Genomic DNA, 23,878 nt, shown 5'->3' with positions numbered 1-23,878 from the left:
CATTTCAGATTTGAAAAAATACAAGCGCTATTCTGGAAAGTCTGGCATTGTTTTAATGCTAACGCAACAAGGTTTGTGGGCGTTATTTATTTATAGGCTTAACAACTCAATATATACTTCAAAAACCCCTAAACCTATAAAAAAAATTCTCCTTCTTTTTTGCGTAATGAGTCAAAAATGGATTGAAATAGTGACCGGTATCTCAATTCCCTATTCAGTTATAGTAGGGAGAGAATTATATATTGGGCATTTTGGAAATATTATTATTAACGCAAATACGATTATTGGGGATAATTGTAATATTTCGCAAGGTGTTACCATTGGGGTAAGTGGAAGAGGACGAAAACGTGGTGTACCTGTTATAAAAAGCAACGTTTATATTGGCGCAAATGCAACTATCGCTGGAGCAATAACGGTTAATGATAATGCAGTTATTGGTGCCAACTCATTAGTTGTTAAGGATGTTGCACCAAGCACAACGGTTGTTGGAGTACCTGCTGAAATGATAAGTACAAATGACTCTAGTAATTATATATAATGAAATTACTCATCGTCACACTAGCTCCCACACTTAGAATAGGTAATAACTTCCAATCTTACGCACCTTATGTTAAAGAAATGAATTTATGGTTGGAGAAAATCGCAAACGTTACTATAGTGTCTCCTACAAATTATAAAGATATCTTGTTAACAGATGTTTTTGACCGAAAAGATATCGAAGTAAAAAGTATTCCTTTTCCTAAATTCAGCAATTTATTTTTTTCACTTAAATCTTTGATTTCTTTACCATTTATCATGTGGCGGCTACTTACTGAAATGAATAAAGCAGATCACATCCATTTGCGATGCCCAGGAAATATTGGTCTTTTGGGCTGCATTGCCCAAATTTTTTTCCCGTTAAAAACAAAGACTGCAAAATATGCCGGAAATTGGGATCCAAATGCGAAGCAACCTTTGAGCTATAGATTTCAAAAATGGCTGTTGTCAAATACTTTCTGGACTAAAAACATGCAAGTTTTAGTATATGGCGAATGGCCCAATCAATCAAAAAATATAAAACCCTTTTTTACAGCTTCTTATAGGGCTTCGGAAATTTCGAAGATTGATAAAAAGAGATTTCATGCTCCATTCAATTTTGTATTTGTGGGCAGTCTCGTTGAAGGGAAAAGGCCTTTGTACGCAATTCAATTATTAGAAAAATTAATAAAAAACGGAATCTTTTGCTCGCTGAAATTATATGGGGATGGAGTTAAACGACAAGAACTAGAACGTTACATTTCAGATAATAACCTTCAAAAACATATTATTTTGAAAGGAAATCAAAATGCCGAAACTTTAAAAAAGGCTTATCGAGAAAGCGATTTTTTAATACTTCCGTCAAAGTCTGAAGGATGGCCCAAAGTCGTTGCCGAAGCTATGTTTTGGGGGACTATTCCTATTGCAACGTCGATTTCCTGCGTGCCTTGGATGCTCGGGTTTGGGGAAAGAGGGATGCTGTTGGATTTAGATTTAGAGGTTGATAAAATAGCGTTGACAAAATTACTTTCAGATAAAGATGCTTTAAACGCTATGTCCCAAAAGGGCGAAAAATGGTCCCAAAAATATACACTGGATCTTTTTGAGTCCGAAATTAAAAAACTATTGTAATGAGAGTGTTACAATTAATAGATAGTCTTGAAGCAGGTGGGGCTGAGCGTGTGGCAGTAACTTTTGCAAATGCCCTTTCAAGTGAGATTGAGTTTAGTGCAATTGCAGTTACCCGAAAAGAAGGTATTTTAAAACAATCCATTTTAAAGGATATCCCTTATATATTTGTCGATAAAAAGGCAACTTTTGATTTAAGTGCGCTTAAACGTTTAAAGAAATTTGTCCAAAAAAACAATATTGATATTGTCCATGCACACACAACATCATACTTTTTTGCGAGCCTTTTGAAATTAACGATGCCAAGAATCAAAATAATTTGGCACGAGCATCAAGGAAATAGAGTTCGTTCTGGTAGAAAGGAAAACAGAGCACTTTATGGATGTTCAAAATTATTTTCAGGGATATTAACGGTAAATGAGCCATTAAAGATTTGGTGTGAGAAAAATTTGAGCACTTCAAAAGTGACTTATTTGCCTAATTTTGTTTCAGATTCTAACATTTCCGAAGAAAAAAAGAAACGTGAAAACGTGATTGTTTGTGTTGCTAATTTGAAAGCACCTAAAAATCATATCAATTTATTAAAGGCATTTAAGATTTTAAATGAAGAACATCCAGATTGGAAATTGAAGTTAATTGGTAAAGATTTTCGAGATGATTATTCAAGGGAATTGAAGGATTTTGTTGATTCGAACAGACTTGCCGATAGCGTGATTTTTAATGGAGTGGTCGCAAATGTTCCGGCTGTCCTCGATAATGCTTCAATAGGTGTTTTGTCTTCAAGAGATGAGGGCCTACCCATGGCGTTGTTAGAATATGGGACTTCCGGCTTGGCTGTGGTGTGCACAAATGTTGGGCAATGTCCTAAAGTTATTGGTACATTTGGTACCATAGTGGATAACGGTGATAGTTTTAAACTTGCAAATGCATTAATGAATTATGTAGAAAATGAAAACAGGCAGATGCAAGATGGACAATTATTTAAAAAACATATTATAAGTAATTATGGAGTGAGTACAGTGTTGCCCCAACTACTTGATTTTTATAAAAACACATAGTTATCAAACATATAAAAAAAATAACCTACGTTCAATTATTACTTTTGCATATTGCGATGGGACTTATTGTATTTATGGTTCAGGCCTCGGCAAAAATATTTTTGTTGGTCGCTATTCTTTATTTTTTATATCGCCTTTTTTCAAATTCAAATAGAAATAACGAGGCCTTGTTAGGGGCAGCTTATGTAATGGGATTTGAAGTTTTTTCACGTATGACGGGAGGTGCATTTACATATGAATTTGTAAAATATGCAGTAATATTATTTTTAGGGTTGGGTATGTTCTACACAGGATTCAAACTTAAATCTTGGCCGTATGTGATTTTTATTTTTTGTTTAATTCCAGGCATTTTTGTAGCATCTGTTACACTTGATTATGGTGCAAAAGTGGGGAATGCTGTAGGGTTTAATCTTAGTGGTCCTGCTTGTCTAGCAGTTAGTGCTTTATATTGTTATGAAAATAGAATCACCACTAAGCGATATCAAGAAATATTACTTGCTGCAATGTTTCCTATTATATCAATGACTACATATTTATATGTTTTTACACCAGATTTAAGGGATGCTATTAATGGAACAGCATCAAATTTTGCAGCATCTGGAGGGTTTGGTCCTAATCAAGTAGCAACGGTTCTAGGCTTGGCAATGTTTATTTTGTATTCAAGGTTGTTGGTTATTAAAAGTAATTTTTTAAACATTATAGATTTGGTTTTGTTGGCTGCAGTAAGTTATCGAGCTATTGCAACATTCTCAAGAGGTGGCGTTATAACTGCTGTGGTTTGTGCTCTTTTGTTTACTTATTTTTATTTTAAACGGGCACCAAAGGTTGAAAAGTCAAGATTGATTCCAAGGATTTTTACAATAATTGGTGTTATGACGGCTGTTTGGCTCATAGTCTCAATTTCTACTTCTGGGCTCATTGACAAACGGTACACTAATCAAAACGCAGCAGGAGTTTTAAAAGACGATATTACAACGGGCAGGTCAGAGCTCATTACTACAGAGCTAGAAGCGTTTGCAGAAAATCCAATTATTGGAATAGGAGTAGGGAAGGTCAAAGAATATAGATATGTTAATACGGGTGAACTTTCTGCAACACACAATGAGATAAGTAGAATGTTGTCCGAGCATGGAATACTGGGTATTGTAGGTCTATTAATTTTAATGTTCGCACCAATATTTCTTTGGCTCAAAAACAAGTCAAATTATTATTTAATCCCTTTTTTGTTCTTTTGGTTCGCCACGATTAACCATACCTCCATGCGCATTGCCGCTCCCGGTTTTATTTATGGACTTTGCCTAATAACCTTGCTACATGAAAAGAAGAATACTCTACGTAGGTAACAAAAGCGGTGTGGGCAATGCTACATTAACCACTATTGACACTTTGAGCAAACAACTGCAAAATGAAGGGTTTTCAGTCACAACTACATCTTCAAAAAAAAACAAAGCATGGCGGTTATTAGATATGTTACATACGGTTTATAAACACCGAAATGAGACAGACATTATACTAATTGATACATATAGCACACTCAACTTTAAATACGCTGTCGCAGTGGCGAGCTTATGCCGAAAACTCAACATCCCTTACATCCCCATTTTACACGGTGGAAATTTACCAGACCGACTTAAAAAAAGTCCAAAGGCGTCGGCAAAGTTATTTCAGAATGCAAAAATCAATATTGCGCCTTCTTCCTACTTGTTTGAAGCATTTAAAAAAGAGGGATATAAAAATATTACTCACATTCCTAATACCATCGAAATTGAAAATTATCCTTTTTTGCAGAGAGAAAATGTATCGGCAAGATTACTTTGGGTTCGTTCTTTTTCAAAAATTTACAATCCACAATTAGCACTAGATATATTAAGACAGCTCATTTCCGAAGAGATTCCAGCTACTCTAACTATGGTGGGGCCCGAAAAAGATGGAACATTGGCCTTATGTCGAGAATATGCTAAACAGTATAATTTACCAGTAAATTTTATGGGAAAACTAACGAAATCTGAGTGGATTGAAGTTTCAAAAAAGCATGATATTTTTATCAATACAACAAACTTCGACAATATGCCCGTGAGCGTTATCGAAGCTATGGCATTGGGACTGCCCGTCATTTCAACAAATGTGGGCGGATTGCCATTTCTTATTAAAAATAATGAAACGGGTGTATTAGTTGAACCAAATGACAAAGTACTGTTCGTTGCGGCCATAAAAGAGTTGCTTGAGAACAACGAAAAAGTAGTAGCGCTTTCTAAAAATGCACACCAATTTGCTGAACAATTTGACTGGAAACGAGTTAAGGAAAATTGGTTCACGGTACTAAAAGATTAATTGTTATTTTTGGTTTACCATATTAGCCCCAATGTCTAAAAAATCAAGTATCCATTTTGATATCTCTGAGCGTAAAGTTCTTTTACGTATTCTAGACATTGTGAGCGTGTTAGCTTTATTGTATGCCATAGGTCAAGTGTTTAATTTTGATTATTTTAAAATCAACTCTGTCCATTGGGTTTGGTCCATTGTTTTAGCATTTTACCTTACCATTTTTGCAACTATTTTTGAGTTATATAATCTGCAAAAAGCTAGCAAATTTGAAGTTGTAGTTCAAAATGTGATTCTTACATCATCGTTAACGGTACTGTTTTATTTACTAACCCCGTTTTTTACCCCAATGTTACCTGAAAATAGACTACAAATTGTCTATTTCTATATAGCAATAAACCTCGCGCTATTTATTTGGAGATACGCATACATTGTTCTCATTTCAGCACCTAGATTTAATAAACGAGTATTGTTGATTGCCAATGAAGAAGATGTTAATGTAATTATAGATTCGCTTCAAAAGAGTGACCCTAATTATCGTGTTGTTGGATTTGTGAGTACAAAAGAAGATTTAAAAAATCCTTTTCTAAGTCCGCATGTGAGAAAAATTAATCAGAAAGACACTGCAGAGAGTATTGCTGAAATGTTTATTTCTGAAATCGTTATAGCCACACCACAAGCAGAGGGTATGACCGTGCCATTGTACAACAAGCTCATTGCATTCCTCGAAAACGGGGTTCCCATTAGAGAATATACGCAAGTCTATGAGGAGATTACACATAGGGTGCCAGTGCAACACGTGGATAAGGATTTTTACCGCTATTTTCCTTTTAGCCGAAGCAATCAAAACAAGCTCTATTTATTTTTTCATCGTGTTTTAGACTTGTTTTTTTCTGTTTTGGGATTGGCATTTGGTCTCTTGATTTCACCAATTATTATCTTCGGAAATTTGCTGGGCAACAGAGGACCCATGTTCTACACACAAACCCGAATTGGTAAAAACGGAAAACATTTTAAAATCTATAAGTTAAGAAGCATGGTAACCGATGCAGAAAAGCACGGAGCGCAATTTGCCGAAATAGCGGATAGTAGAGTAACAAAATTCGGAAGGTTTCTTAGAAAGTCACGCTTTGATGAAATCCCACAATTTATCAATGTGATCAAAGGCGAAATGAGCGTCATTGGACCCCGACCCGAAAGACCTATTTTTGTTGAAAATCTTTCAGAAACAATTCCGTTTTATGAAGTGAGGCATATTGTAAAGCCTGGAGTTACCGGTTGGGCGCAGGTAAATGCAAAGTACGGAATGACACAAGAAGATGCACTCGAAAAGCTACAATACGATTTGTATTATATAAAACACCGCAGTATATTTCTAGACATCAGTATTGTAGTAAAAACATTGAGCACAATTATTTTCTTCCGCGGACAATGATACTTCATTTGGGCTGTTAGCTTGTTTTTATTGATAGCAAGCTTTGTAATTTTAGCTGAGGTAAAATCCAAAACAACACATAAAATTCAGGTCACATTTCCGAAGAAAAAATGATTATTCTACTTTATTGAATTTACCTAAATATCTAAACAAATAGATATAGCGAACTCCAAAAGCAAACAATAGTGGCAATAGCGCTATTGCAAAAATCTCTACTCCCGTAATCCAATGGAACGCCATTAATGCGAGCATTAATAATAAAAAAAACACATAACGGCGTAACCACTTTTTAGGAGTTTTACTGCCTATAAGTGTAAAGAATAGTAGGCTGAGCGGCATTGCCCAAAGCAGATTATAATTGCTTGCCGTTGCCGTATGATCTGTGCCAAACCACAGTAGTAATAGTAAAAACCCGACTAACCCCGTACTAAAAAACAATACACTATCCAGCCATCTCGTGCGCTTATTTTGTTTTATATCTTTAAAAGTAATGTAACAAATAGCTATAGCGATGAGCATAAAAACAAAAAGCGGGCTCGTAAAAAATGAGTTTGACTTTTCTTGTGGAGAAGCCTTGTAAACTGTCTTAGATTCTTTAACCAATGGCTTTTCGATACCATTTTCTGTAATGGTTGCGACACCAATTGCATCGTGTACAAACTCTGGTAAAAATTGGTGTTCCCAAGGAGTCGCTTTTCTGTCAATGACAGCTCCAAGCGCAATGTCAATACCCAAGCTTCCCCAACTGTTTCTGTTAAGCCGCTCTTGAATTAGCGTTCTAAACGTTTTCGGTTCAGAAACGTAACTATCATTAAAATTAAATTTGTTGCCTAAAACTTCAACAAGCACATCGCGTATTTTAGTCGCACAATTATCATAAAAGAAATCATATTTATAATTTCTGTTCATGGGTAAAAAATTGTTCTCTAAATAATCAAAAAGCGTGGCAACTTCTTCTGGATTTAAGTCGAGAACTTGCTCTTCAATAGTTCGTTCTTGACTTTCGTAATAAGTAAAAAAAGTATCGTGGTTTGATCTTCCCAAAGCATACGGCAATTTTCCGCGTGCAAATTTTAAATAGAAATTAGGGGTATCAAAATCAAACCTTCCGTAGTCATACACTACGTCAATATTGTTTGCAGCATCGGTGTATCTAAACGCATTATGTCCAAAAGAGTCATTCAAATTATCTCCAGGCCCCAACGTAATTACGCTAAATTGTGGTGCTTCTGAAATTAAACCAGATTGAGAATAAATGAATGAAAATGAAAATATAGTTATAAGAAAAAGTAACTTTTTCATGAAGTGTAAACGTTTTGAGTTTAGATTATCTAAAGATACTCAAATCCATTTTCAGCGAAAAAACATTAGAGTACAATGCTGGACTTTGATCACCAATATCGGTCAAAGCATAATCCACTTGGATTCCTTTATAGTTAAAACCAACACCAATGTTAGGCTGGAACCCAACAGAATCTTCACCATCTAATTGTTGAATATTTTGAAAATTACCAACTCCACCGCGTAGATAAATCATATCAATATATCCAAACTGTAATCCCAATGAAGGCGTAATACTCACCGATGAGCTTGAAATAATATCATTAGTTTGCGCAAAACGAATATTCATATCTACTTCTGCAAGGAAAGAATAGTCGTAGTGATATACAAATTTACGAGACATCCCAATTTGAAGTTTTGGGATTGTAATCTCAGTTGTTTCCGGTAAATCTTGGTTTTGTCCTTCCACGGCACCTTGAATTTCAGCAAACTTGGCTTCATCAATGGACCACGCATTGTATGTCGTTGTAATATCTCGCGCCATCAATCCAAAATTCCAATTTCCTCTTTTAAATTGCAATCCTGCATCAAGCCCAAAACCCCATGAAGAGGCAAAATCACCAATTATTCGTCGTACCACTTTTGCATTCACCCCCACATTTAATCCGTCCAAAGGCAATCGCTTGGCATACGAGAAAGTAAATGCATAATCTGCTGTTGAAAAAAGACTAATACGGTCATAGTTTATCTGTCCTTGGTCGTCGATTAATTGCGTGGTGTTTAAAATATCATCAACCCCAAAACGTATCACAGAAAGCGCAACCGCACTTTGATCGTCCAGTGGCATTGCGAAAGCAGCATAATCATAATTGGCAATATTTGCAAAATATGAAGCGTGCATCAACGCAAGTTCCTTATCCTCAAGATTGACAAGTCCCGCGGGATTCCAATAACCAGAATTTACATCTCCCGTTGAAGCCACTACAGCATTTGCCATACCAAATGCACCAGCATCAACCCCGATGTTTAAAAATTCGTTGGAGTATTTTCGCACCGTTTGCGCGGAGGCTATTACGGTAAAAAGGCAGATAAAAAGGGATAAAAATAAGTTATTCTTCAAGCTTAGAATTTTAGGCAAATATGGTACTATTTTACAAGATATTAAACTGTTATTTTGCACACATATTGTGCGCTACGGTAGTTAGACGAAAATACTTTGCTATTTTTACAAAACCACACTATTAAATTTTGTATGCTGTAATTCAAAAGTGGATTCTTTTAATTTCTGAAATATTAAAAACATGAAACAAATACCTAATATAATCACTTCGCTCAATCTTTTATGTGGCTGTGTCGCTATTATTTTTGCGGTATCGGGGGATTTGGTTTCGGCTTCATTCTTTGCTTTTGCAGGTATCTTCTTTGATTTTTTTGATGGGCTCGCTGCAAGAGCGCTCAACGCTCATAGCGAGGTTGGTTTACAATTGGATTCGTTGGCAGATATGATTACAAGTGGCGTAGTGCCAGGGGTTGTCATGGTGCAACTGTTAAGCCAAGCGTTAACGGGACATACGTTAAATATTATAAATGTTTTTGCCGAAGATGGCTGGAATACCTCCTTACTAAGTTATCTTCCATTTATAGGATTGTTAATTACCGTAGCATCTGCGTATCGTCTTGCAAAGTTTAATGTGGACACACGACAAACATCAAGTTTTATAGGATTGCCAACGCCTGCAAACACCTTACTTGTTTTAAGTTTACCACTCATTCTCGCATTTCAAAACACCACGCAAATTGAAGCAATCATACTCAACAAATGGTTATTGATAATTTTGACCTTGGTTAGTTGCATTCTCTTAAATGTCGAATTGCCACTTTTCGCATTAAAATTTAAAACGTGGGGCGTTAAGAAAAACAGTATTCGGTATGTGTTTTTGATTGTTTGTTTCGCCTTGATCATGTTGCTTAAATTTATTGCAATTCCAATAATTATTGCGTTGTATATTCTTATTTCACTCTTTTGGAAACCTTCAGAAGTTTAATATTTTAATTATAAACTCTTCTTTTTCTTCAAAAATGTAACAACCATTTAAAATTTCCGGAGGAAAATTGCTTCATAATTTCACAAGATTATAACACTAGATGTTAAACTAAATACAAACTCGATATAATATTTCGACTTTGCCTAAGTTAGGTTGTATCTTTATTTGAATCCAAAAAACAAATTAAGAAATGAGCGAAGTAAAAGCATACGGGGCAAAGAAAGAATCTGCAGATTTAGAATCGATGAAGATTGAAAGAAGAGATTTTACCAAAGATGATGTAGAAATTGATATTTTATATTGCGGTGTTTGTCATAGTGATATTCATCAAGTACAAAATGATTGGGGAGGGAGTGAGTATCCCGTAGTTCCCGGACACGAAATAATAGGAAAAGTAACTGCTGTTGGAAATAATGTAAGCGATTTTAAAGAAGGAGATTTAGTAGGAGTAGGGTGTATGGTAGATTCTTGCCAGACGTGCGATTCTTGTAAAAACGATTTGGAACAATTTTGTGAGAACGGTGCGACGATGACCTATAATGGAGAAGATAAACACTTAGGCGGACATACCTTTGGTGGCTATTCAGAAAAAGTGGTAGTAAATAAAGAATTTGTTTTACGAGTTCCCAAGAATATTGATACTGCAGCAGCTGCACCACTATTATGTGCAGGAATCACAACGTGGTCGCCGTTAAAAACGTGGGGAGTAAAAGAAGGAGATAAAGTGGGAGTGATCGGACTTGGTGGACTCGGGCACATGGGAGTAAAATTCGCACACGCATTGAAAGCTGAGACGGTTATGATTACAACATCTGAGTCGAAAACTGATGATGCTAAAAAACTGGGTGCAGATTCTGTTTTGATATCAAAGGATGAGGACGCCATGAAAGAACACAAAGGCACATTCGATTTTCTTTTGAATACCATTCCCGTAAGTCACGATGTAAACCCCTATTTAGAATTACTTAAAGTGGATGCAACAATGGTACTCGTTGGTGCTATTGAGCCATTAGAGGATGTTCACGGTGGTAATTTGATTAGGGGAAGAAAGAGACTTGCAGGCTCATTAATTGGTGGTATTAAAGAAACACAAGAGATGCTAGATTTTTGTGGAGAGAACAATGTTACCTGCGATATTGAGATGATTGATATTCAAGATATCAATACAGCTTTTGAAAGAGTAAAAGATAGCGACGTTAAATATCGTTTTGTTATTGATATGAAATCTCTAAAAGAGTCATAACACTTTGAGCCACGCAAAAGACGTGGCAAGAATATTAAACGTAAAGCCCCGTTATTTCAACAAAATAAAGGGTCTTTTTATTATTAGTTGTCTGGTTGAGCGCAGTCGAAACCTATTTTTAATAAATTTCCTAAACCTCGCTCTTAAAATCAAGCTTTTTCTTTCTCAGCTCAAAATTCTGTCCCAAATACACTTTACGTACCATTTCGTCACTCGCAAGTTCTTCTGGTTCTCCGTGTTTGAGGATGCTTCCTTCAAACATCAAGTACGTGCGGTCAGTAATGGCAAGGGTTTCTTGTACGTTATGATCAGTAATAAGAATGCCTATATTTTTATCTTTAAGTTGTGCCACGATGCGTTGAATATCTTCAACAGCAACAGGGTCAACCCCTGCAAAAGGTTCATCTAGTAAAATAAAATGTGGGTCTGTTGCGAGTGCGCGGGCAATTTCGGTACGGCGGCGTTCACCACCACTCAACAAATCACCTCTACTTTTTCGTATGTGTCCTAAACCAAATTCCTCAATAAGCGACTCCATTTTCATGAGCTGCTCTTTCTTTGAAAGTTTTGTCAATTGCAATACACTCAAAATATTATCTTCAATACTCAACTTTCTAAAAACCGAAGCTTCTTGCGCAAGATACCCAATTCCATTTTGCGCCCTTTTATACATGGGGAAGTTTGTAATATCTGTTCCTTCAAGATATATATTTCCACCATTGGGTTTTATCAGCCCAACAATCATATAAAAAGAAGTCGTTTTTCCAGCACCATTGGGACCAAGCAATCCCACGATTTCACCCTGATTTACTTCCACCGAAATTCCTTTCACCACCTTTCGGCCTTTGTACTGCTTCATTAAATTTTCGGCTCTTAATTTCATATTTATTTTCCGTGAAGACGGGAATCCCTATTTTTCTAGTTTGACTAAATCGATTAAACTCCTATTGTTATTGTAACAACGTTAAAAATACAGTTAATATTTCCGAAGCCCAAATTATCATTATTTCCATTAAATTTTTTTATGATTTTTTCAGTAATAGTAATTTCTGAAATAGGAAAAACGACGACTATGTTGTTTGATTTCGTTTAGCGTTTTGTCGTTCTAATCTCCGTTGTTTTCGAAGCACCCATTTTGAAATAAAAATACTTAATTCATATAAAATAAGGACGGGAACAGCTACGATTACTTGGCTGGCGATATCCGGGGGCGTAATAATTGCCGAAAGAATCAATACCAAAACCATGGCGTATTTACGATATTTTTTAAGAAATTCTGGAGTTACTATGCCTATTTTGGTCAAGAAATAAATAATGATGGGAAGTTCAAAAATAATTCCGCTAGCAAGCACAGATGCCCTTACCAATCCTGTATAATTTGATAAGTCAATATCATTAAATACTTGCTCGCTCACTTGATAGCTACCTAAAAAATTGATGGAAAGTGGCGTTACTACGTAGTACCCGAAGAGTACTCCACAAAAAAATAAAAACGAAGCCGAAAATATAAATCCACGACTTGTACGACGTTCATTTCCTTTCATTCCCGGGCTTATAAAACGCCAAAATTCCCATAAAATATAAGGGAACGCAACGATAAGACCAAGTGTGATAGATGTCCATATATGAGCAGAAAATTGCCCTGCCATCGTTCTACTCTGTATTCTAAAAGCTTGGTCTTGAAAACAAAAACTTTCTTCCAAACCCATTAGGTTAGATATTTTACAAAGTAATCTATAGGTAGGGAAATCTGGGTTTTTTGGACCGAATAATAAGGTGTCGAAAATAAAGCTCTTCATCAAAAAAACAACACATGCAACAATTACAACAGCAATTGTAGCGCGTATCAAGTGCCATCTCAATTCTTCAAGATGGTCCAAAAAGGACATTTCCTTTTCGGCTGTTTTTGTAGTTTTACCTATTTGTTTTTTCATTATAGTATCGCTGAAATACATTTCAGCATTAATAAAACTTAATATTGTCCTCCCCCATCCCCTCCAAGGCAGGGGGCTTTGGTATTTAAATTCCCCCTTCGTGGGTTCGTGGGGCTACTATATAATCCCTTCTTTTGTCAAATTATGAATATGAACCACACCAGCATATCTCCCATTTGTTTCTGCTAAAACTTGGGTTATACCGTTTGTGTCCATGACTTCCATAGCTTGTACGGCCATCGCATCATTGTCAATGGTTTTTGGGTTTTTACTCATAATATCTTTCGCAGTTAAACCTGCAAAACTATCGGTTGAAACAAGCATCCTCCTCAAATCACCATCGGTGATAATTCCAACGATTTTATCATTTTCAATGACAGCAGTCACGCCGAGCATTTTTTTACTGATTTCAAGAATGACTCCTTTAATATCTGTATCTGGCGCAACTTGAGGTTTTTCATTCAATTCCGTAAGGTTGCTCACTCTTAAATATAGCTGTTTTCCAAGCGAACCGCCTGGGTGAAACTTCGCAAAATCCTGACTCGAAAATCCGCGTAAGTCTAGCAAACTCATAGCCAGAGCATCGCCAATAACCAATTGGGCAGTGGTGCTAGACGTAGGCGCTAAGTTGTTGGGGCACGCTTCTTTCTCAACATACGCGTTCAAAATAAAATCTGATTGAATACCTAAAAAACTTTCGGTATTTGAGGTGATAGCAATTAATTTATTGCCAGCTGCTTTAATCAAAGGAACGAGAACTTTGATTTCTGGAGTATTTCCACTTTTTGAAATACAAATCACGCTATCATTTTCTTGCACCGTTCCAAGGTCGCCATGAATCGCATCTGCAGCATGCATAAAAATGGCAGGCGTTCCAGTAGAGTTCAAAGTAGCAACAATTTTTGTAGCTATATTCGCACTTTTTCCTATTCCAGTAACGATTACGCGTCCATTACTATTAAAAATATAATTTACAGCACCGGCAAAAGCTTTGTCCACTAATGGAATTAAATTTTTAATCGCCTGGCTTTCAGTTTCAATAGTTTTTCTTGCTACTGAAATGATACGGTCTTCGTTGTTCAAATTTTAGACTTTACAAAGTTTGCTACTCTTTTATTAATTACTATATTTAGTAATCGAAAAAAAACAAACTTTTAGTTACAAATTGATTTTAGCACGATAATAGATGTTGTGCTTTGAGCGTTACAAAATTACAATTGTAAATGAGTTAACGCAATTATTAAACACTAAATAATTTGAGCTGGTAAACACTGCTGGTTCAGTAAAAACAAACATATCGTGAGCGATACAGAATTATACGCATCACTTAAACATTTTTTTGGGTTCACCAAGTTCAAAGGATTACAAGAGCAAGTTGTAAAAAGCATACTCGATAAACAAAATACCTTTGTCATCATGCCTACGGGCGGTGGGAAATCCCTATGTTATCAACTCCCCGCTTTGATGCAAGAGGGTACTGCTATTGTAGTATCACCGTTGATTGCACTTATGAAAAACCAAGTAGACGCACTGCGATCACTTTCTTCGGAAGAAGGAATCGCACACGTCTTAAATTCGTCTCTTAACAAAACCGAAGTCAAACAAGTAAAGAGCGACATTTCTAACGGCATAACAAAACTGCTCTATGTCGCTCCAGAATCCCTTACCAAAGAAGAATATGTAGATTTTCTTCAAACTGAAAAGATATCATTTGTCGCCATTGATGAAGCACATTGCATTAGTGAATGGGGGCATGATTTTAGACCAGAATACCGAAACCTTAAAGCGATAATTCAGCGTATAGGCGATAACATACCAATCATTGGACTTACCGCAACAGCAACGCCAAAAGTGCAGGAGGATATTTTAAAGAATTTAGGAATGAGTGATGCCAATACTTTTAAAGCATCATTTAATCGACCTAATCTTTATTATGAAATTAGACCAAAAACAAAAAATGTTGATAGTGACATTACACGATTTGTAAAGGAACACGAAGGTAAAAGCGGTATAATTTATTGTCTCAGCCGAAAGCGCGTGGAAGAACTCGCGCAAATTTTACAAGTCAACGGTCTCAAAGCTGTGCCTTACCATGCGGGACTTGATGCAAAAACAAGAGTAAAACATCAAGATATGTTTTTGATGGAAGACGCAGATATTGTGGTTGCAACCATTGCATTCGGAATGGGAATTGATAAACCAGATGTGCGCTACGTGATTCATAATGATATCCCTAAAAGTATAGAAAGTTACTACCAAGAAACTGGTCGCGCGGGCCGTGATGGGGGAGAAGGCCATTGCCTTGCGTATTATAGTTACAAAGATATTGAGAAGCTCGAAAAATTTATGAGCGGAAAACCTGTTGCCGAACAGGAAATAGGTCACGCATTACTGCAAGAAGTAGTGGGCTTTGCCGAAACCTCTATGTCTCGTAGAAAATTTATACTTCATTATTTTGGAGAAGAATTTGACAATGAAACGGGAGAAGGTGGCGATATGGATGACAACATGCGTTATCCTAAGAAAAAACAAGAGGCAAAGAAAGAAGCACGAACATTGCTAGATGTTGTTGACCAAACCAACGAACAGTATAAAAGTAAAGAAATTGTAAATGTTCTTGTAGGTAAGGCAAATGCAATGATTAAATCGCATCGAACTGATCAAATTTCGGTGTTTGGCTGCGGAAAAGATAAAGATGCTTCCTACTGGATGGCATTATTGAGACAATTACTTGTTGCTGGATTTTTAAGAAAAGACATTGAAACGTATGGTGTCATAAAATTAACTGAGGAAGGAAAAGCATTTTTACTCAATCCAACCTCATTTATGATGACCGAAGACCACTCTTTCAAAGAAGCAAATGATGACTCTATCATTATTTCTCAAAAAGGCGGTGGTGCTGTAGCAGATGAAAATTTATTTAAGTTGTTAAAAGCAGAACTTAAAAAGACGGCAGATAAACTTAGCTTACCGCCATTTGTTATATTTCAAGAGCCATCCCTTGAAGATATGGCTCTAAAATATCCTATTACTATTGAAGAACTATCTAATGTTCACGGAGTGGGAGATGGGAAAGCAAAAAAATATGGAGCACCCTTCATAAAGTTAATCAAGCAATACGTTGCAGATAACGACATCGAGAGACCAGATGATTTTATTGTAAAATCAACCGGAAGTAATAGTGCAAACAAGCTCTATATTATTCAAAATGTAGATCGCAAATTGCCATTGACAGATATTGCAAATTCCAAAGGTCTTGAAATGCCCGAACTCATCAAAGAGATGGAAGCGATCGTTTTTAGTGGAACAAAGCTAAATATAAGTTATTGGATCGACGAAATTTTGGATGATGAACAGCAAGAAGAAATCCATGAATATTTTCTTGAAGCAGAAAGTGATAAAATAGAAGATGCCATGGAGGAATTTGATGGCGATTATGATCACGAAGAGCTTCGGCTATATAGACTTAAATTTATTAGTGAAGTCGGAAATTGAAAAAAAAGCGGAATGATAATTATCATTCCTCTTTTTTTTAAATCGCTATTTCAATTTGATTATGCAGTAAATCGTCCATTGTTTCTCGTTTCCGAATTAAATGAAATTCATCTTTGTGAAACAAAACTTCCGCAGGGCGATATCTCGAATTATAATTACTCGCCATGCTAAAACAATATGCACCAGCGTTTTGAATAGATAAAATATCTCCTTCTCTTATTTCTGAAATTTGTCTATTGGTAGCAAATGTGTCTGTTTCACAGATATAACCAACCACCGAATAAAAACGTTTTTTACCCTCAGGATTTGAAACATTTTTAATCACATGTTGCGAGCCATAAAGCATTGGGCGAATTAAATGGTTGAAACCACTATCTATCTGTGCAAAAACGGTTGAGGTTGTTTGCTTTATGACATTTACTTTCGCCAAAAACTGTCCAGATTTGCTCACTAAAAACTTTCCAGGTTCAAAAGCAAGGGTAAGCTCTTTGTTATGTTCAGTGCAAAAATCTATAAAACGTTTGCTCAATTTGTTCCCTAACTCTTCAATATCTGTTTCAACATCTCCTTCTTTATAGGGTACTTTAAAGCCACTGCCAAAATCTATAAATTCTAGTGATTCAAAATTAGTAGCTGCTTCAAATAATATTTCAGAAGCATAAATAAAAACATCAATATCTAGAATATCACTTCCTGTGTGCATGTGAATCCCGTTGATAACCATTTTTGTGTTTTCAACAATTCGCTTAATGTGCGGCATTTGGTGTATTGAAATTCCAAATTTACTATCAATATGCCCTACAGAAATATTGGTATTTCCACCAGCCATAACATGAGGATTGATACGTAAACAGACAGGATGGTTTGGATATTTCGAACCAAACTGCTCCAGAATACTCAAATTATCAATGTTTATTTGTACGCCTAAATCTTTAGCTACCTCTAGCTCTTCAAGCGATACGCCGTTGGGCGTATATATAATATCTATAGGGTCAAAGCCCGCGGTCAAGCCCAGTTTAACCTCTTGGATAGAAACAGTATCAAGTCCTGCTCCCAATTTTTTCATTAGTTTTAAAACCGAAATGTTAGACAGAGCTTTAACCGCGTAATAAAATTTTACCTGTTTGACCTTCTTAAATGCAGTTGATAAACGTTTATATTGCGACTCAATTTTTGAGGCGTCATAAACATAAAGGGGACTTCCGTGAGAAGCGACTGCTTGTAAAAGGTCTTTTTCTTTCATTTTGATTATAGATTAATTGACAAATGTAAGCGGTAAATTTAAAAGCGAGTTTAATGTAATCTTAATTTTTTCTGAAATGTTAGATCGCCTAAACATCTTAGGTTTACTTTAAGATGGTTTATCGAGATTGTTCAATAACAATTTTTTACCTTTGCACCTTCAAAAGTCAAGGCACAAAAGCAATGACGCAATTCTTTAAAAAACAGAACAATGCAAGACGGTATTTACGCAAAAATCACTACTGAAAAAGGCGAAATCTTAGGCCAATTAACCTATAAAAAAACTCCCGGAACGGTTGCCAATTTTGTGGCACTCGCAGAAGGAAATCTAGAAAATAAAGCAAAACCTCAAGGAACTAAATATTATGACGGACTCACATTTCACCGTGTAATTCCAAATTTCATGATTCAAGGGGGAGACCCTGCAGGTACAGGCGCAGGTGGTCCAGGGTATAAATTTGATGATGAATTTCACCCAGACTTAAAGCACGATAAGCCAGGAGTTTTTTCAATGGCAAATGCAGGTCCTGGAACAAACGGGAGTCAGTTTTTTATAACACACGTTCCTACAGATTGGTTGGATAACAAGCACACCGTTTTTGGTTATGTTGTTGAAGGACAAGATGTGGTAGATAGTGTTGCGCAAGGTGATACCATGAAAGTTGAAATTATAAGAGTAGGAGCAGATGCCGAAGCATTTAACGCCGTTGAAACCTTCAGAAAATTTACGGGTGCAAAAGCCGAGAGAGAAGCAGCAGCTAAAAAAGCACAAGAAAATGCAATGAAAGATTTAACTGCTGGTTTTGATAAAACAGATAGTGGGTTACATTATAAAATAATTCAGAAAGGGGATGGTGCAAAACCAACTTCTGGACAAACTGTTGCGGTACATTACAAAGGAATGTTACCAGATGGAACTACGTTCGATTCTTCATACAAGCGAGGTAACCCAATTGAATTTCCAGTAGGAATGGGTCATGTAATTGCTGGATGGGATGAAGGAATTTTAATGCTAAATAAAGGCGATAAAGCTCGTTTTGTAATTCCAAGTGATTTAGGATACGGAGCCCAAGGTGCGGGCGGTGTAATTCCTCCAAATGCTACTTTGGTTTTTGATGTAGAATTAATGGATATAAAAGGATAATAATTTTTTTATATATGAAAGCCTCCAATATTTGGAGGCTTTTTTTTTGAACTGAAATTTCAAATTAAAGTAAGTCTTTAAGAAAATACATTTCCGAAGCAATACTATTTCCATTTAATATTACAACCCATACTAGGTTTTTGGTCTTTGCGTTGCGGGCTGTTATTTAAAATAGCATCCATCGCTTCTCGTAAATCTCTACCATTTACAGGGATTCCATTACCAGGACGTGAATTATCGAGTTGACCTCTATACACTAGTTTTAAATCTTCATCAAAGAGATAGAAATCTGGTGTGCATGCAGCGTCATATTCTTTCGCCACTTCCTGTGTTTCGTCATAAAGATAAGGGAAAGGATATCCTTCTTCGCGTGCAGTTTTCCACATTTTTTCTGGACTGTCTTGTGGATACTTTTCCACATCATTACTGCTAATTGCTACAAAACCAAATCCCGTAACTCTGTAATCATTGCAAATACGAACCAGCTCCTCGTTTACGTGTTTTACAAAAGGACAATGGTTGCAAATAAACATGATTACTGTTCCCTTCTTTCCGCGCAAACTTTGTAGTGTTACGGCATTCATGGTTGTAACGTCGAGCAAGGCAAAATCTGGTGCAACGGTGCCCAATGGCAACATAGTTGAAGAAGTTAGGGACATAATCTTTTTTGCTATAAGTTGATTATAATATGTTAAAGTTACACTTTTAAAGCTGTTTTTAAGTGCTAAACATTTTATAAATTCTTTTACATTTTAACTCAGTAATGTATCTTTAAGGAAAACAACAATTATGGAAAATGGATATGATACAATGACGCAAGCGATTGAAGATTTGCAAAAAGAAGGTTACACAACAGATTTTAATCTTGTTGAAGAAGGGATAGAGTCTAAAAGTTTAAAAAAACAATGGAAAGCAGGCGAACTTGACGTAGTAAAATACTATCGGTTTGAAGGAATGACCAATCCCGGCGATAGTTCAATATTGTATGTGATTGAAACTAAAAGTAACGAAAAAGGTTTGTTGGTTGATAATTATAGCGCAAACGGAATTTCAATATCGCCAGAAATGCTCGAAAAATTGAAAATCACGCATGAAAAGTAACGAAATCTCGTGGTTCGATTTTGAAAAGGTGGACATGAGAGTGGGCACTATTATCGATGTCAATGATTTTCCCGAAGCGCGTAACCCCGCCTATCAATTGGAGATTGACTTCGGAAAAGAGCTGGGCATCAAAAAAACTTCTGCGCAAATAACAGTTTTATATTCCAAAGAAGATTTATTGGGCAGACAAATTGTTGCTGTTGTCAATTTTCCGAAGAAACAAATAGGGAAATTTATGAGCGAATGTTTGGTGCTCGGAGCCGTTGACGGGAAAAATGTAACTTTATTAAATCCCAATCTTAAAGTAGAAAATGGCTTGAAGATTTCCTAAGTATTTAAAGTTTAGTTTCATTTCTCAAATGAAAAAGACCAAATACGGGGCCTAAAAGTAAAATAAGAAAGAGGTATTGAGGTGGTACGATTTCAGAAAGAAATGCTACTAGTTGAATGCTGATAATAGAAATCGCAAACCCAATACAATTAACAATAGTCAAAGCAGAACCCTTTAAATGTGGAATTGCATTTTGTGCCACCATTGTAGAGAATAATGGCGAATCTGCAATTACCATAACTCCCCAAATCAATAGAAAAGTGATGAATATTCCCTCTTGTAATTGGAATACAAGGGGCAATAAAACACAACAAATTCCCGAGGCTAAGAGTGCATTTCGAGTCACTCTTTTAGTGCCAAAATGATTAGAAAAATACCCCGCCGCTACGCAACCCAAACTCCCAATTCCAATAACTGCAAATGACCATCCAGATACATGCAGTGTTTCTCCGTGTGCTTTGTTGAATGCTAAAAGTATGAAAGGAACAAACACCCAAAAAGCATATAACTCCCACATATGTCCAAAATAACCAAACGCAGCTTTTTTAAATTTCACATTGTTGAAAACCTCAAAAAACGCAGTCAATTTTAATCGTTGAGATTTTTTTCGATATGGGCCGTTGGGAACAAAAAAATATATTAATAATGCACCAAGTATTGAAAGTGCTGAGGTACTTATAATAATATATTCCCATTTAAAAGCCAGCCCAATACTTTTTAACCCATGCGGAAATGCGGTGCCAAGTACTAAAGCACCCACAAGAAACCCGAGCGATTTGCCCAATCCATTATCAAAATAATCTGCTGCTATTTTCATACCTACAGGATAAATACCTGCAAGGAAAAATCCGGTTCCAAATCTAAATAGCAGTAAGGTGTTTAAAGTATTTTGATGCCACAGAATACCAAAGTTGAAAAGTGCCGCAATAATCGCGGAGCCCATAAAAACTCTGGAAGGGGAAAATCTATCTGCGATGGTCAATGCTGCAAAACAGAGTGTTCCTACGATAAAACCAAATTGAACAGTAGAACTCAATAGCCCCAGTGAACTTTCAAAAATATTAAAATTTGAAACCAAATTACCCATTACCGAATTGCTCGCAAACCATAAAGAAGTACAGCAAAATTGTGCGATAACGATAATGGGTAAAATGTGTGATTTGATTTTTATTTCTTTCAAACGAGTATCTTATTGGAATATCACGAAGCTACTTAAATAATCGTAAAGGACATTCTTTTGAATTAGAATAGATGTTCATTAAAAAATTATAACACATAATTTTTACAAACTATCAAATTCAACAAATTCATATTCAGGCGATGCTTCAATGAGTTGACGAAGTATTGCGGCATGACCATTTCCCATTAAAACCATAATACGGTCCTGCGGATTATTTGAAATACCGATAACATTTCTGAAAATCCGTGCATTACGATTGTACCACCATATTGTTAAATAATCTGCTCCTTGATTGTTTTCATTTTTAAACCAACCGTCAAGATATGCACCATAACCATATTTATGTGATTCGGGCGAATTCATATATTTAAAATATTCTAATAAATTAGACTCTTTAGTCATTTTATCATTATACGAATACCAATCGTTATAGTTAGCTTCCATACTATTCTTGTAATCCCAGTTCAATTCGCCAATAACTTTGCCAAGTGAAATTGAATCTTGTACATACCAATCATTTGATAAAGCTCTTGCATCAACGCTATATAAGGTATCTAATTTTAATTCATTTGCTAAGCGCAAACCTATTTGAAATCGCTCATCCCGAGAATCACGATATTTCCCATCATTATATCCATTTAATTTTTCAGCAGCATTCCAATTTGGGAAGGCTTCAATAGCAATTTTTGTGGGATTAAATTTTTTAATGTATTCAACAAGTTCAGTAACCTCGGTTTTTTTTGGCTCCTTCAAAACATCAATTTTATCATTCTCTGTTGTTTTATGACCGTCGAGACCCGGGTAATCCATGTGGAAGCTTCCCACGACTAATACCTTTATCTTTTCCTTCGTAAAGAATTCTGATGGTCTTTTAAATTCTGTTCGTTTTATTGCACTGACTTTGGAGTTAGAAATTTCGGCTTTGCCATTTGAAGAGATTGAAGCTGTTTTGTCATTACAAGCTAAAATTGAAGTGATTACAAAAACGAGTATGAATATTTTTTTCATTTTTTTGAAATTTTAAGTGGTTATACTAAAGAGTTATTAAGAGTAAATATGTTACACTCTAACAAAAATTTCCTTTTTGAAAACTTTAAATCTCCTAATTTAAAAACTTTAACAATTTTTAAATAATTGATAATCAATTATTTAATATATTAAGCTACTTTGTTTTGCATAGTACTGTAACAAAAATGTTATTTGTCCGTCTATTAATTATACAACAACAACAAACTAAATATTATGAGAACATTAGACAGTAATAATTTGACAGAGAGAGTAGCGGGTTCAAAAGGACATGTATGGAATAGCAAGCGTCGTTACAGAAATTAATAGGTATTTACCGCAAAGCAAAATTTTAAACATATTTATAATTAGTAAAACCAACATATTATGAGAAATTCAAGAAATCAAAACCACGGAACAACAACAAGTAGAATCTCCATCTGGAATGAAAAAAGACGCTACGGTCTATCCATGTAGTTGCAGATTCAATAATCTAAAAAATAACCGCCATGAAATATTATAGAAATATTAAAATAAGAGAGCATCACTATTTACGTCCATTCGCGCAATGCTTAAATAGAATCCCTCGTAAACATTCAATAGACTCAAAATTAAATGTATTGTAAAAACATCCTATTTGAAATAGCCAACCACTGAAAACCGAATCTAATTTTTAAAGATTCGGTTTTCTTTTTTGGGTATATTTGGGTTTTAAACTGAAACGAATCCGAATGAAAAATTTAGTCGTATTTTTTTTACTTGCTATACTTGCAACAAGCTGTAAAAACGAAACAAAGACAGATAATCCCGTTACCAAAGCAGAAAATGTTTTTGAAGATTTTGAATGGGTTTTGGGCGATTGGATAAATATCAATACAGAGACGCGATCCTTTGAGCATTGGGAAAAAAGCAACGACGGAAGCCTTGTTGCATACAGCATAACACTCCGCGACCAAGACACCGTTTTTCACGAACAGATGAAAATGTATGAAGAGAATGGCACCCTTAATTTATATGTTGAAACCGTTGGCGATAATCCAAATCCAGTGGTTTTTACTCAAAAGCAAGATGCAACCCACCCATTTACTTTCGAGAATCCCAGAAATGAATTTCCCTCTCAAATAGTTTACACAAATCCAGAGCCTAAAAAAATCCATGCGTGGGTTGCTGGTTTTATTGATAGCGTGCCACAAAAACAAGAGTTTTATTTTGTTAGGGTGGAGGAGTAGGGAAAAAAGTTGATGATTTTATAGATTGAATGTTTAGGAGATACTAAGAATAATATACCCCTTCCTAGCAGCGAAGCTGCCCAACTTTCCTTTAAAAGGGAATGAATTAAAAATAAAACACAATTAGTTAAAAGCTCCCCTCCTTTTAAAGGAGGGGTGATTCAGCTTTGCTGAATCGGGGTGGTTAGG

At 35.7% G+C, this 23,878-nt stretch carries 22 protein-coding genes; 13 read left to right on the top strand and 9 right to left on the bottom strand.

The features are described from left to right. Positions 1 to 10: 10 nt before the first annotated feature. From ACSHW7_RS09140 to ACSHW7_RS09115, 6 genes are read left to right on the top strand one after another with little or no spacing between them, the layout of a single operon-like run. Complete coding sequence (locus ACSHW7_RS09140) at positions 11 to 538, top strand: serine O-acetyltransferase (RefSeq protein WP_435679038.1); 528 nt, start codon at positions 11 to 13, stop codon at positions 536 to 538. Continuing rightward, positions 538 to 1,647 carry a glycosyltransferase family 4 protein gene (locus tag ACSHW7_RS09135; RefSeq protein WP_435679037.1) on the top strand — a complete coding sequence of 370 codons (1,110 nt, stop codon included), beginning with the start codon at positions 538 to 540 and terminating at the stop codon, positions 1,645 to 1,647. Before ACSHW7_RS09140 ends, ACSHW7_RS09135 begins: the two co-directional genes overlap by 1 nt. Further along, complete coding sequence (locus ACSHW7_RS09130) at positions 1,647 to 2,702, top strand: glycosyltransferase (protein ID WP_435679036.1); 1,056 nt, start codon at positions 1,647 to 1,649, stop codon at positions 2,700 to 2,702. Before ACSHW7_RS09135 ends, ACSHW7_RS09130 begins: the two co-directional genes overlap by 1 nt. A 56-nt stretch (positions 2,703 to 2,758) precedes the next feature. Next, entirely contained in the window at positions 2,759 to 4,045 is a 1,287-nt protein-coding gene (locus ACSHW7_RS09125) for an O-antigen ligase family protein (RefSeq protein ID WP_435679035.1), read from the top strand. After that, positions 4,017 to 5,033, top strand: a complete 1,017-nt coding sequence (locus ACSHW7_RS09120) for a glycosyltransferase family 4 protein (RefSeq protein ID WP_435679034.1) — start codon at positions 4,017 to 4,019, stop codon at positions 5,031 to 5,033. Before ACSHW7_RS09125 ends, ACSHW7_RS09120 begins: the two co-directional genes overlap by 29 nt. A 31-nt stretch (positions 5,034 to 5,064) precedes the next feature. Beyond that, positions 5,065 to 6,459: a sugar transferase gene (locus ACSHW7_RS09115; protein WP_435679033.1), complete on the top strand. Its 1,395-nt coding sequence runs from the start codon at positions 5,065 to 5,067 to the stop codon at positions 6,457 to 6,459. Positions 6,460 to 6,573: 114 nt separating this feature from the next. Here ACSHW7_RS09115 and ACSHW7_RS09110 read toward each other — a convergent pair whose 3' ends face one another. Then, entirely contained in the window at positions 6,574 to 7,761 is a 1,188-nt protein-coding gene (locus ACSHW7_RS09110) for a DUF4105 domain-containing protein (protein ID WP_435679032.1), read from the bottom strand. A 25-nt stretch (positions 7,762 to 7,786) separates the two neighbouring features. After that, positions 7,787 to 8,860 carry a PorV/PorQ family protein gene (locus tag ACSHW7_RS09105; RefSeq protein ID WP_435679031.1) on the bottom strand — a complete coding sequence of 358 codons (1,074 nt, stop codon included), beginning with the start codon at positions 8,858 to 8,860 and terminating at the stop codon, positions 7,787 to 7,789. Positions 8,861 to 9,041: 181 nt separating this feature from the next. Between ACSHW7_RS09105 and ACSHW7_RS09100 the strand changes: the two genes are divergently transcribed. Together ACSHW7_RS09100 and ACSHW7_RS09095 are read left to right on the top strand one after the other, a co-directional pair. Next, the gene (locus ACSHW7_RS09100; RefSeq protein ID WP_435679030.1) at positions 9,042 to 9,785 is read left to right on the top strand and encodes a CDP-alcohol phosphatidyltransferase family protein; all 744 of its coding nucleotides are present in this window, start codon (positions 9,042 to 9,044) and stop codon (positions 9,783 to 9,785) included. 190 nt (positions 9,786 to 9,975) lie between these two features. Beyond that, entirely contained in the window at positions 9,976 to 11,028 is a 1,053-nt protein-coding gene (locus tag ACSHW7_RS09095; protein ID WP_435679029.1) for an NAD(P)-dependent alcohol dehydrogenase, read from the top strand. 130 nt (positions 11,029 to 11,158) lie between these two features. Here ACSHW7_RS09095 and lptB read toward each other — a convergent pair whose 3' ends face one another. From lptB to ACSHW7_RS09080, 3 genes are all read right to left on the bottom strand, one after another. After that, entirely contained in the window at positions 11,159 to 11,911 is a 753-nt protein-coding gene (gene lptB / locus ACSHW7_RS09090) for an LPS export ABC transporter ATP-binding protein (RefSeq protein WP_435679028.1), read from the bottom strand. Between the two features lie 187 nt (positions 11,912 to 12,098). Then, positions 12,099 to 12,962 carry a twin-arginine translocase subunit TatC gene (gene tatC / locus ACSHW7_RS09085; protein WP_435679027.1) on the bottom strand — a complete coding sequence of 288 codons (864 nt, stop codon included), beginning with the start codon at positions 12,960 to 12,962 and terminating at the stop codon, positions 12,099 to 12,101. A gap of 117 nt (positions 12,963 to 13,079) precedes the next feature. Further along, complete coding sequence (locus tag ACSHW7_RS09080) at positions 13,080 to 14,045, bottom strand: KpsF/GutQ family sugar-phosphate isomerase (protein ID WP_435679026.1); 966 nt, start codon at positions 14,043 to 14,045, stop codon at positions 13,080 to 13,082. Positions 14,046 to 14,261: 216 nt separating this feature from the next. Here ACSHW7_RS09080 and recQ point away from each other — a divergent pair, with 216 nt between their 5' ends. Further along, entirely contained in the window at positions 14,262 to 16,457 is a 2,196-nt protein-coding gene (recQ, locus tag ACSHW7_RS09075) for a DNA helicase RecQ (protein ID WP_435679025.1), read from the top strand. 37 nt (positions 16,458 to 16,494) lie between these two features. Here recQ and lysA read toward each other — a convergent pair whose 3' ends face one another. After that, a complete protein-coding gene (lysA, locus tag ACSHW7_RS09070) occupies positions 16,495 to 17,700 on the bottom strand; it encodes a diaminopimelate decarboxylase (protein WP_435679024.1) in 1,206 nt (401 codons plus the stop codon). A gap of 210 nt (positions 17,701 to 17,910) precedes the next feature. Here lysA and ACSHW7_RS09065 point away from each other — a divergent pair, with 210 nt between their 5' ends. Continuing rightward, the gene (locus tag ACSHW7_RS09065) at positions 17,911 to 18,843 is read left to right on the top strand and encodes a peptidylprolyl isomerase (RefSeq protein WP_435679023.1); all 933 of its coding nucleotides are present in this window, start codon (positions 17,911 to 17,913) and stop codon (positions 18,841 to 18,843) included. A gap of 104 nt (positions 18,844 to 18,947) precedes the next feature. Here the strand turns inward: ACSHW7_RS09065 and ACSHW7_RS09060 are convergent, their stop codons facing one another. Continuing rightward, entirely contained in the window at positions 18,948 to 19,502 is a 555-nt protein-coding gene (locus ACSHW7_RS09060; protein ID WP_435679022.1) for a thioredoxin family protein, read from the bottom strand. Positions 19,503 to 19,632: 130 nt separating this feature from the next. Between ACSHW7_RS09060 and ACSHW7_RS09055 the strand changes: the two genes are divergently transcribed. Together ACSHW7_RS09055 and ACSHW7_RS09050 are read left to right on the top strand one after the other, a co-directional pair. Continuing rightward, entirely contained in the window at positions 19,633 to 19,944 is a 312-nt protein-coding gene (locus ACSHW7_RS09055) for a phosphoribosylpyrophosphate synthetase (RefSeq protein WP_435679021.1), read from the top strand. After that, a complete protein-coding gene (locus ACSHW7_RS09050) occupies positions 19,934 to 20,275 on the top strand; it encodes a tRNA-binding protein (protein ID WP_435679020.1) in 342 nt (113 codons plus the stop codon). The genes ACSHW7_RS09055 and ACSHW7_RS09050 overlap by 11 nt, the downstream gene beginning before the upstream one ends. 4 nt (positions 20,276 to 20,279) lie before the next feature. On the opposite strand, the gene ACSHW7_RS09045 is transcribed toward ACSHW7_RS09050, so the two are convergent. After that, complete coding sequence (locus ACSHW7_RS09045; RefSeq protein WP_435679019.1) at positions 20,280 to 21,455, bottom strand: MFS transporter; 1,176 nt, start codon at positions 21,453 to 21,455, stop codon at positions 20,280 to 20,282. Between the two features lie 102 nt (positions 21,456 to 21,557). Further along, positions 21,558 to 22,463: a DUF5694 domain-containing protein gene (locus ACSHW7_RS09040; protein WP_435679018.1), complete on the bottom strand. Its 906-nt coding sequence runs from the start codon at positions 22,461 to 22,463 to the stop codon at positions 21,558 to 21,560. Between the two features lie 728 nt (positions 22,464 to 23,191). Here ACSHW7_RS09040 and ACSHW7_RS09035 point away from each other — a divergent pair. Then, the gene (locus ACSHW7_RS09035) at positions 23,192 to 23,689 is read left to right on the top strand and encodes a DUF6265 family protein (protein WP_435679017.1); all 498 of its coding nucleotides are present in this window, start codon (positions 23,192 to 23,194) and stop codon (positions 23,687 to 23,689) included. The last annotated feature ends 189 nt before the right edge of the window (positions 23,690 to 23,878 follow it).

The organism is Patiriisocius sp. (assembly GCF_051252435.1).
GTDB lineage: Bacteria > Bacteroidota > Bacteroidia > Flavobacteriales > Flavobacteriaceae > Patiriisocius.
The sequence above is the reverse complement of the archived record's forward strand: the minus strand, read 5'-3'. Positions and strand labels throughout refer to the sequence as shown.